The 11658-nt window shown below is 43.0% G+C and carries 7 protein-coding genes and 2 pseudogenes; 7 read left to right on the top strand and 2 right to left on the bottom strand.

Annotated features, from left to right (window positions below):
- Positions 1-380: 380 nt before the first annotated feature.
- The 7 genes and pseudogenes from AB4329_RS00570 (at position 381) to AB4329_RS00540 (ending at position 8763) form a co-directional block, all read left to right on the top strand.
- Positions 381-593 (top strand): DUF1656 domain-containing protein, encoded by a 213-nt coding sequence (locus AB4329_RS00570; RefSeq protein ID WP_017059802.1) that lies wholly within the window; start codon positions 381-383, stop codon positions 591-593.
- Positions 594-603: 10 nt separating this feature from the next.
- Positions 604-1470 (top strand): HlyD family secretion protein, encoded by an 867-nt coding sequence (locus AB4329_RS00565; RefSeq protein WP_017059803.1) that lies wholly within the window; start codon positions 604-606, stop codon positions 1468-1470.
- 9 nt (positions 1471-1479) lie between these two features.
- Complete coding sequence (locus AB4329_RS00560) at positions 1480-2835, top strand: FUSC family protein (RefSeq protein ID WP_102393242.1); 1356 nt, start codon at positions 1480-1482, stop codon at positions 2833-2835.
- A 325-nt stretch (positions 2836-3160) separates the two neighbouring features.
- Positions 3161-4819 (top strand): hypothetical protein, encoded by a 1659-nt coding sequence (locus AB4329_RS00555; RefSeq protein WP_372137565.1) that lies wholly within the window; start codon positions 3161-3163, stop codon positions 4817-4819.
- A gap of 218 nt (positions 4820-5037) precedes the next feature.
- A pseudogene (locus AB4329_RS00550) lies at positions 5038-5980 on the top strand (carboxylesterase family protein); the annotation flags it as partial.
- 641 nt (positions 5981-6621) lie between these two features.
- Positions 6622-7221 (top strand): annotated as a pseudogene (locus tag AB4329_RS00545) (carboxylesterase/lipase family protein); the annotation flags it as partial.
- Positions 7222-7305: 84 nt separating this feature from the next.
- Complete coding sequence (locus tag AB4329_RS00540) at positions 7306-8763, top strand: phospholipase D family protein (RefSeq protein ID WP_372137564.1); 1458 nt, start codon at positions 7306-7308, stop codon at positions 8761-8763.
- Between the two features lie 101 nt (positions 8764-8864).
- Here the strand turns inward: AB4329_RS00540 and AB4329_RS00535 are convergent, their stop codons facing one another.
- On the bottom strand, positions 8865-9629 hold the full coding sequence (locus tag AB4329_RS00535) for an aspartate/glutamate racemase family protein (protein ID WP_372137563.1): 765 nt from the start codon (positions 9627-9629) through the stop codon (positions 8865-8867).
- Positions 9630-9857: 228 nt separating this feature from the next.
- Positions 9858-11576, bottom strand: coding sequence for an autotransporter assembly complex family protein (locus AB4329_RS00530; RefSeq protein ID WP_029235239.1), 1719 nt, complete (start codon positions 11574-11576; stop codon positions 9858-9860).
- Positions 11577-11658 lie beyond the last annotated feature (82 nt).

Here is an 11658-nt window from a genome sequence, read left to right as displayed (position 1 = left end):
AGAATCTCGTTGCTTCGAACCGAATATTAAGAACAAAAGGTTTTATTATGTAATCCCATTTGATGGATCAAATCATCACTTTAACTGTTCGCATAGTTTTTGAAGTGCAATTTACATCTTAAGTGATTATTTTAAATAGATTTATCTTAAACCGGCAAAAGTAGATGATTTTCGAAATCAATTTCAATTAAGTGTTTCCACTTCAAGAACGACAACCTACCTACCGTTGTTTTACTGGCTTACGGCTCTCAACAAAGAGGCAGTTGGCATAATCACCGAATAAAGTTGGATTTTGATGGGTACGATCCTCTATAAGCGATTATCACAATAAATCGAACTCCGTTATCGTTGCATTCATCAAACAAATAGAGAACAGAACCATGAATACCATGCCGCATGAGCTTGTGTGGGATGAAGTCTACTTCCCACCGCTGTTATTGGTTATCGCACTGGCTTACATACTGACAATGCTAACAGGGTCAATCGCGACACGGTTTGGCCTTCATAAGTACGTCGCCTTTCCTGCAATAGCAGAACTGAGCTTGATCGTGATTTTTACTGGCGCTATCGGCCATTTTATTACCATTTTTTGAGGCACTTACTGTGATCAAACGTTATCTCATCACACTTTTATTATTGGCTGCTGCGGGAACTGTGGTTTATAGCTATTACCAGTCGTACTCAAGTAACCCATGGACCAGAGACGGACAAGTCAGCGCTTATATCGTCTCGATTACACCTCGAGTCACGGGTCAAGTCATTGAAGTGCATGTCGAAGACAACTCGAAGGTAAAAAAAGGCGATCTTCTTTTTGAGATCGATCCGAGTATTTACAAGGCGACCTACAGAAAAGCACTTGCGACTCAAAAACAAGCATTTGCCCTACTCGCCAAAGCCAAAAACGAAGAGCAACGCGCGTTGAATTTAGAGAAAAGAACGCCCGGTGCCGTGCCCGTGCTGACACTAAACAACTTGAACAACGCGGTAGAAACCAGCGCCGCAAATGTCGAACTGGCAAAAGCGAACGTAGAAGAAGCACATCTCAACCTTGAGTACACCAAGGTATATGCGCCTACTAACGGCTATATCACCAATCTGAACCTACGTGTTGGCTCTCAAGTTGTCGCGAATTCACCTGTGGTTGCGCTAATTGATGAAGATAGCTTCTGGATTGAAGGTTATTTCAAAGAGACTGATTTAGTCGGTGTCGATGCTCAGGACACTGCTTATGTGACCTTAATGATGCACAACAATGTTCAGCTAGAAGGACATATCAAAAGTATTGGTTTTGGTATCGCGAAGCAAGACGGCAGCACAGGTAATGATTTATTGCCAAACGTGAATCCAAACTTCCAATGGATACGCCTAGCTCAACGCATCCCTATCAAAGTGAAGTTAGACAAAATACCAGAAGACGTACAACTGCGTGTTGGTATGACTGCCTCGATCAAAATAATCAAAAATAGCTAGGTGATTCTTATGTTCACTGCATCGACTAAAGACGCGATTAAAGTCGCACTCTCTATAGTTATCGCAATCTGCCTAGCGTTGTGGTTTGGTTGGGAAAAACCGTATTGGGCTGCGATAGCCGTCGCCGTGATGGCATTGAACGAGAGCTTCGCCCATTCAATAAACAAAGGCCATAACCGGTTAATGGGAACCTTGTTAGGGACCGGTTATGCCTTTTTCCTCATTGCGATGTTTTCACAAGATCGATTTTTGTTTCTAACATTTCTTACCGTGTTCTTAGGCACTTGTATTTTCATGTCTAGTGACGAGAAATACGGCTACATCTTTTCAATAGGATTTACCGTGTGTTCGATTGTTGCTTGTCTGGGCGGGTTTGATAACCAAACCACCTTTCACTTTGCTGTACTTAGACTTCAAGAAACACTATTAGGTGTTGTTGTGTTCTCTATTGTGTATCGCATCGTGTGGCCTGTGAATACTGAACTCAACTTTGTACAACGTTTCGAAACCAGTAAACAAGCGTTGTTAGATGCGATGGAAAAAACAGACAACATCGACATTGCCGCACTTGAAAGCAACACCGCGAATATTGATAAGCTGTATCAACTTTTAGATCTGCCACTGACCGGAAGCTACCACCTTAAAGAGAACATCCAAACATGGCGCTTGCGTATCGATGAAATGGCACATATCCAAGATACATTACTCAAACAAAGTAACAGCGAATCAGACTTAGATATCCAATGGGCAGTTCTTACTCACAACTTGAAGACGTTCGATGTATTAACACCAGAACAATCTCTTGTTGAGGGTGAACTCAATGTCACAGGTGATCATAAAGACGTATCTTGGCATCATGCACATCGCACGTTTGTTGAACATTTGAATGAAGATGGGCGCAAAGTGCTGCAAGGCGTGTCGATGTTTATCACATCGCTGTTGATTTGGATTTATCTTCCAGTTCCAGGTGGTTTCATATTTCCTATGTTAGCCGGTGTATTCTCTTCTATGGTGCCGCCCATGCCACCAAGCGTTATTAAGGACGCTTTTTATGGTGTGTTGGGTACAGGGTCGGTGGTTCTGTTGCAATACATCTTTGTGATGCCATTAATGACAGAACTATGGGAGCTGGGACTATTCTACTTCCTTAACATTATGGTGATATGGAAAGTGTTCGCGACACCTAAGCTCATGGTACACCGAATATTGGGTATTAACTTATTAGTTGTTCTCACATCTGGTGCGCTCAACCTCACACCTGTTTATGGAATTGAAACGCCACTTTTGATGCTCGTAAACATTTTGATTATTCTGATGATAGCGAAGTTGTTTACTGATCTATTTAGAGTGAGGGTAACTGCTTAGAACTAAATGCGCTTAACAACTCACAACAAAACGGTCTGCCAAGTATTTTTACTTCACAGGCCGTTTTTTATCTATTGAAAATCATTATAAATCAATTGATTAACGCTAATTATTACTAAGTGAGGATAGCGTCCATCAAAAGCGATTAACGCGATCTGCCACCTCCTCTTAAAATCCTCTCATTGATTGACGCAATGCATTTTTAGTCGCGACATTCACACTAGCAATCCTAACGGATAAATACATAACAACTGAACACGACGTTCAGTATTACATCGACTGTTTGAGTCTCGAAGGTTTGAGGCCACTCAGCGTGGAAACCGTCATGAGTTTTTTTGAAATACGCACCAGCGCTTGTAAGACCCATACTCTTTCTGTGTTAGCGAGCGCCCTATTACTTACCACCCCCAATTTTGCGTCTGCGGCAGAAACCAAGACTTACAGCGAAGTTATGGAAAAAGGTCGAGCACTATTTGACAAATATGGCATCAGTCATGATTTACCAAAGCTAGCAATCAGTTCGCTCGTACAGGGCGAACACCTAGTTGAACACGCACATCGAACCATACAAATTGGCGATGAGGTTCGTGACTCAAGCGTCTATCTGATAAAAAACACAGACAGCAAAGGCAACATCGACCTGCGCGTCAAATACAACCCGCAAGAGCTGGATGAAAACGAAAAACTGATCGATGAAATTGAAGAGTTTACGCGCACTGAGTATCGACTAAGAAATTATGCAGAAAGCTTCGATCCATCGTCAGTGAAAGTCAATGAAAAAGACAACGGCGACGTGACCATTAGCTTCAACTATTCGAAATACGGCTTACCACAAGACATCGCCTATTTCCGTTTCTTGAATGTTGATATTGAACTTGTAGGCGGCACACCAAAACGCATGGTAATCACCAACGACAAGCCATTTAATCTTGGTAAGTCAAAAGTCGATACCTATTACCAAGTGATTGATTTCCAAACGTTAGACTCTGGTAAAGTCGTTATTGAACGTAAGACAACTAACATCGAGGGTACGTCTAAAACGAAACCGATGACCATGAGCGCTGTAACTGAACCCGTCGCAATTTATGAAGACGACAACGGCGTTAATGTCCTGCATGAAGAGCGTCTAAAAGAAGTTTCAGATCCTCGTATGCAAGAAGCGAGTGTTAAGTTAGATCGAGTATTCCCTTTAATGGGTGACATGGTGCGTCGTCAAGGTATCGATTTGCCATTACCATTCGGTGTTTCAGTTGCTTATCGCAATCAAGACATGAACCTTCCTATGACCGATTACGTGATTGGCGGTGTGCGCTTGAATGACCTGTTCGACCCTGAAGATAGCGTTGCAACGGTTAAAGCGGAAAGTGTTTCGATACGCGGCGACGTAAATATCTTGCCATTCTGGAATGTATTCGGGTACGTAGGAAAGGTAAACGTTGATGCGAATATTGACGCCTCTTATACCGGCGCTGCGGGAGAATATCTACAAGATAAACTCAATAACAAATTACCTGGTCTAGGCGACAAACTGTGCGAGGGCGTATCAGCACTGTGTAATAGTGGGCGTTTAAATGTACCACTCCATCTCGAATATGACTTACGCGGTGCGGGTACAACATTATCTGTTGGTTACAAAGAGTTCTTTGCCTCAGTGACCGGCACCTATTCACAAACCCGTCTGAAAGGGATGGATGATTGGGGTGACGGCATTGTCACGATTCAGCCAATGTTGGGCTACCAATTAGTTGATTATCGCGCTCAATTCTTCGTTGGTGCTGAATACCAAGGTTTAGATTCACGTATGCAAGGTACTGTAAAGACAGACGATATTGAGTTTGATTACGACGTTGGTGTCGACATTAACCAGTGGGCATTTTTAACCGGAGTCAACAAACAGATTGGCAAGCATTACAACATGACCGTGTTGTACAACAAAGGTGAAACTCGTTCGGCTGTGACATTGAACCTTGGCTATCGCTTTTAGACTAAATCTAACCAAATTTCTGATGTGAACCTACGTTGTATTAGGTCGACATCATACAAATGAAAACGCGCCAACGTTGGTTATCCAGTAGATAACACACGAAGAAACACAACGTCAAATGCTCCAAAGACGGAGCCATCACCTTATGGATCTACAGGTTTGACGGTATCGATGCGCTGTTCGTTACTTTACCAAATTTTATTGTGGACACCTTTTTTATGACTATTGCATATCGTTCTCTCATCGCGCTCGCTATTGCGGCCGCTCTTGCTGGTTGTGACACAGACGTTGAACCAACGGTTCCAATGCCAGACAAACCTGAACCTCTCGTACCTGCCCCTGCGGAAACCTTTACTATTCAAATCGGCGACGCAAGTATCAAAGCGACCAAAGAAGAGCTGGTTATTACGTCGAATACCGAAGACGACAAACTGGCTTCAGTTGAGTCTTTTAAAGGCATTAAATTTGCCGATGCAGAGCGTTTTGAGCACAGTGAAATGGTTGATCTTGGGAGTGACATTGATGCCACTTCGTTTGGTGATGCATGTCCTCAATTGAAGACCGTTTCACAGACACAATCTGAAGACTGTTTGAACCTGAACATTTGGCGCCCAGCAGGCGTAGATGCTGACGCAGAACTACCGGTTTATGTATTCATTCACGGTGGTGATTTCGAATACGGTTCTGGTGCAGAGCCGCTCATCCAAGGTGATACCGTGGTTGCTCAAGGAAGCGACGATGGTAAGCCTTTCATCTATGTAAGCTTTAACTACCGTCTTGGTCAGTTAGGTACTCAATGGATTAAAGGCGCTTACAAAGATGGCAACTATGGCCTAGGTGACCAGAAGCGTGCCTTGGAGTGGGTACACAATAATATTACCGACTTCGGTGGTAACGCTCAAAACGTAACCGTTATGGGTCAAGGCTCAGGCGCTATGTCTATTGGTTTCTTGCAGCAAGATGACGATATCGCAGGTCAATATTTCCAACGTGCCATCATGCAGAGCAACCCGTATGGTTTTGAGTATCCTAGCTATGACGTTGCAAAAGATCGCAGTAAGGGTTTTACAGCAGACACTTCGCTTGACAAGATCATGGCGTCGCAAGAAACAGCTTTGGATGGTATTGAACAACTGAAAAACTGGTTACTTAGTTCTCTGTCACTCTCACTGAATTACAAACTCAAGTTTAATGATATAGACGAACAAGGAAATATAAAATTGGGTTCCAACTCTGATAAGACACCAATGTCTACCCTTATGCCATTTGCTCCCTATATTCTTTGTAAAGAGCTAGAGACAGACTCAGACGCTGATGAAATTTGTGTAAGTTCTATTGAAACACCTATAAAAAAAGATTTCGCTGTGTCTACAGTACTTGGAAATAACGCTAGTGAATCTAACAGCTTCGGCATGTTATTCAATGTGACCTTTTTAGTTCCTACCATAATTGAGTATATAAAGCCCGAGATCAACGAAGATACAAACTCAGAAGAACTTGCATTAAGTATGTTGGATTGGTTGAGTGATGAAGATAACGTAGCCATGCTTGAAACTAAAATTGGGGGGATGAGTACTGAAGAGTTGACCCAAAACATGACGCTTTCCCTTACGGCATATAAGTCTGTAACACAGCTATTTTTTGGTTTAGATACAGACATCAACATTGACGTAAATTTTTTAAATTCGATTGCATTTGGTATATGCCTAGCAAATGCATCTAATGGTGAGGATAGTTACTTAAGTTGCTTATCAATTATTGGAGACATAGAACTTGCTAGTCATGATGAGGTAAAAGCTGCTCTAGATCTAACAGACTTCTACCCTAACTCAGAATCTAGCTTTGGTGGCGCTCTTGACAACATGAAGCAATTTAAAACCTTGCTAAATGACACCTTGTTCAATGGTCCAGCTCGTCACATGGCAGCAAACAGCGGAGTAGAAGCAACGCTATACCACTTTGAGCACAAACCAAGCTTTAACATGTGGAACTATAAAACAGGTCTAAATGAAGAAACGGGCGAATACGACCAACTGTCAATCATTGATCTATTCAAAACGATTGGTTGTATCAGCGGTGCATGTAACGGTTCAGAACTGCCATTTATGTTCAACAAAGCTGTACGTTTTGATGGAAGCGAAGTAAATCCATCAAGCAAAGATAAAGCCCTTATGAACGAAATGTCGCGTCTTTGGTTTAGCGATGAATTGTTCCAGAGCTACCAGTACAGCGATGATACCGACAATGTGCTTGTCATTGATGGTGCAGGATTCAGCGACAACAGCACTACCTTCGACTGGGACTATGTCACAAACCCAGGTGTTGATCCTAAGCTTCGTGAAGGTCGCTTAACGGGTCTAGCAGAGCAAGGTCTTATGCCTTGGGACTGGTACCTAAACTAAACATATTCAACACCCTTCCTACTTTAACGGCCAGCTCGCTGGCCGTTTCTATATCCAAATTTTATGTTTAAACGCAGGTTAGTTATGACACTTAGCAAACTAAAAACAGCATGCACAATAATGTTGATTGCTTTGGTCACAGGATGTGCCCAACCTTACCCCGATGTTGAACCTGACTTCGAAGCTAACTGGCAAAGCACAGAACATCAAGCCGAAGTCTATTTGATCCCGAGTGCGCCTGAAGCCTTTGCGCGCCGCATTGATCTGGTTCGCCAAGCAAAACACTCGATTGATATGACTTACTTCTCTTGGGAAAACGACACTCTGGGTCTGATGCTGTTAAACGAGCTGAAACACGCCGCTGACCGCGATGTGGCCGTGCGCCTCACACTGGATGATTTGTTGGTATTCAATGACAAATGGCTTGCGGAGTTGAACTCACACGCCAATATTGAGATTCGACTGTTCAACCCTTTTGAGTCACGTAAAGCTGGCTGGATTGGTCGTGCGCTCAACTTCTCTACTCATCAAAAACAGTTAGATAATCGACTGCATGAGAAATACTTTAACGTTGATCACCAATCGATGATCCTCGGTGGGCGCAACATCGGTGATGACTACTTTGGCTACAGCGAAAGTGCCAACTTCTTTGATATGGATGTGCTGTTTAAAGGCGACGTGATTGCTGCTTTCGACCGAAACTACCAAGCGTTGTGGAACAGTGAGCATGTAGTGCCAATTCAAGAACGCATTAAAATCAAAGAGAAAGAGCAATACCAAGCGTTCACCAAAGCGTTGAACAAAGGTGAAAAGAATCAAGCATTGATCACGTCTGAAGTCGAAAGGCAGATAAAGAGCTTAAACCAACCGAAGTTCATTTCAGCCTCTGTCACGCCGGTATTTGACTCACTGGAGAAACTCAATGACAACAAGCCCTACTTTCGCCAACGTATTGAACACTTGATGAAGCAAAAAGTACCGACACCTTCTAAGGTTATTATTTCTACGCCTTATATGGTGCCAAGCGATAACAAGTTTGTATTCGTCGATGCACTTAGAGAGAGCGAAGCCGAAGTCACCTTACTGACGAATTCATCGGCTTCTAATGATTCGGGCTTTGTGCCTGCGTATTACGAAAAACACCGTGAGACTCTACTCGACAAGGGCGTAAGTATCTATGAGTACAAAAGCCAAGCGATCAATGATGATCACTACTTTCATGTTGATACCTACTACCACAACAAGACAGTAATTTTAGATGAGCGTGTCACCTATATTGGCTCTTCTAACTTCGATCCAAGATCAGACTTTCTCAACGTTGAGTTTGGGGTGTTGGTTGACAGTGAAGAGTTTGCGAAGCAAGTGACACACTACTTAACACGTCAGAAAGAGGAGTTGTTCTGGGCTGTGTCGCGAGAACAATCAGGTGACACCATCTGGGCTTCAGAGGAACAAATCCATACTAAGAACCCGAACTACAGTTCATGGAACAAGGTACCTGATTGGTTATTTCGAAAAATGAATGGCGAGTTCGAGCTTTAAGTGTTCAGCTTCGAATCTTAATTTTTAATTTTCTCCAGTCCAAATGTAAAAAAGCCGCGTAATTCGCGGCTTTCTCATGTTTCAAATACACGTATCTGAGCTTATAGACGGTAGGTCATCGCTCTTTGGGCTACGTAGTTCACCATATCAAGCGTTGTGAAGATCGAATTAACATCATTAATGTTGTAATCCACATGTCCACGCTCCACATATTGCTCAGCGAGACGGTAAATATCAACGACACGCTCAGCTACCGCTTCCATAGGATCAATAAAAGTGACTGTTGGAAATGCCGTTTCAAGTTGCTTTCTAACCAAAGGAAGTTCCGTGCATCCCAAAATAACCGTATCAACGCCCTTCTCTACGATGGATTGAATCGCTACAGCAAGCAGTGCGGCATTACGCTCAAACTCGCCCGCTTTGATCCCGTTGGTTTCTCGGATTGCTTGTCCACACTCTGTCATCTCACCGGTTACTTCACCATAGATAGCACTATGCACGTTATGCTCTTGCTCAAAGGAATCTGGCTTAACGAACACCAGATTCGCGTCCGTTAGGTAACGATCATAGATTCCCGAATTGTATGTGCCGTTGGTACATAAAATACCAACAACAGATTCAGAGTTCTGCTCTTTGATTTGATCAACGGTGGTTTGAAGCATGTCGACGATATAAACGTTGGTGTGCTTTTGAACCTCAGGTCTAAAGTAATGAGCGGTGTTACAGGTCATTACGCCAAACTGAACATTGGCATGTTCTAAAATGCACGCTGACTCAATCAGTTCAGGCACAGGATCGGTACCGCCTTCGTTAATCACTTTATATCGATCGGGGATATCTGAGTTTTTCACCACTATCATGGCCATGTGGTCTTAGTCTTTAAGTGCGCCGTGTTCAATTTCTTTCTTGGCGACGATATCTTGGAACAGAGCATCTGCTTCAGGGCCCATATTACCAAATACACCGAATCGTAGCTTTTTCATAGTTTTTACCTTTGTGTTTGCTAAAGCACAAAGGTTATTAATCTCTTTCGATTTACTTGAATCCTATTAGATGGTTCGCATCCTCGCGAGTGCATAAACAGCGTACAAAAATCAGAATTGAGTACCAAAGGAAAAATGAATACGAAATTCGTCGCCTTCAGGCGCATCTAAGCCGTAAGCAAAATCGAGCTTAACTGGCATTAACTGTGAGTTCCAAATCAAACTCACGCCCGTCCCACGCTTCCAATCCGCTTGTTGATCAAATGCATCACCCACATCAAGAAATGCGCCCAACCAAATTGAACGATAGACTTGATGCTGATATTCGAGCCCAGCAGTTAACATATAACGTGCCCCCGTTAGTTCACCATTCTCGTCTCTAGGGGAGATAGATTCGTAACCATAACCTCGCAGGTTTCCATCGCCACCAGCAAAATACCGCAGTGACGACGGCACATCAGATAATGATTTGGCAATGTTGATGCCTACGTTGGAGCGGAAATGGAGCTTCTGCCTGTCACTAATATCCCATGAAAGGACACTGTTTCCTTCCAACCGCAACAGCCTTGAGTCAGAGAACAGACTAGGGTCAGAATACTCGACAGAATAGATGTGTCGATGATTGAGCTCCAACTGATCATTTTTACGATCAACCTGAGAAAAACTGATGCCAGGTAACAGTAATTGCGATTGCTCTTCCTCAGACGCCTGACGGTACTGTTCGTGCAAGTATTTGACATAAATGGTGCTTTGCCAATCACTGTCTAATTGCCAGTAACGTTCGAACTTAAGATCGTTTGTAAAGCTATTGGTGTCTCGATGATCAATTCGTTTCGATTCAAACTGAATACCAAAGTAATCCGTTGTGACTTTCTCTGTGGGGATTTTGTACCCCAACTGAAGTGATTGCTCCTGTTCAGACAAATATGTCTGTGTTTCAAAGCTGTGGCCTCTCCGGTTATACCAAGGCTTTGACCAACTGAGAGAGGCGCGTAAACCGAGATCTGTAGAATAGCCGCCACCGACCTGCACGATATTTCGAGAACTTGGCTCGGCAATGATTTCAATTGGAACTTCTAGGTTGTCATCAAGTTTGTCAAAGTCACCATGTACGATGACACTTCGAAACCATTGAGTGTCTGACAAATCAGATTGCAGTTCACCTAACTTGATGGTGTCAAAGTCATCACCTTTTTTAAAGGTGGGTATTTTCTCGATACGAGTAGGGTCAACCCCATCATCAGGAATACTTATAGAACCGAACTTGTAGCGTGGACCACTTGCAAAATACAAGTGTATATTCGCGATGTTCTCGCTAGGAATAACTTCAATCTTTGACTCGATAAACCTGCCGTCAAAATAACCTTTCCGCTTTGCTAAAGAGAAAATCGCACGCTTAGTTTGGTCATATTCTTGGTGAGACAAAGTTAAACCTGAGCCTAACTTGCTTTGATTGAGTATATTGATGAACTCCGCATCTAGGCTAGCTTCACCTGTTATTTTTACTATCGATTCTGCGATGCGCATGACAGGACCAGAATCGATGTTAATGATCACGTTATCAGAATCATTGAGGTCGATATCGAGCTGTGGGTGATAATAACCATAAGGGTTGAGTGCATCTTGAATACGTTTAGATAGCTTCGTTTTCGATAGCTGTGATGCAGGAACATCGGCTAAAGGTTCTAAATATAATTCTACATTTTCGGTGAGAGTTTTATTAACCCCTTTAACCTCAAATTCAGCAGCACTAGAAGAGTGTTGGGTAAACAGGAAAAATGAAGTGGCCAGCACTAATTGTTTAATCGAGGTCTTCACGCGGTTACCCAATTGCTCAAAACCCGAACAGGTTAAGAGCAAAGCGTTAAATCGCCGAATCTCTTATGGAGGACGCTATCCTTCGAACGGCTTA

This window comes from Vibrio sp. 10N.261.54.A5, from assembly GCF_041471145.1.
GTDB lineage: Bacteria > Pseudomonadota > Gammaproteobacteria > Enterobacterales > Vibrionaceae > Vibrio > Vibrio crassostreae_C.
The sequence above is the reverse complement of the archived record's forward strand: the minus strand, read 5'-3'. Positions and strand labels throughout refer to the sequence as shown.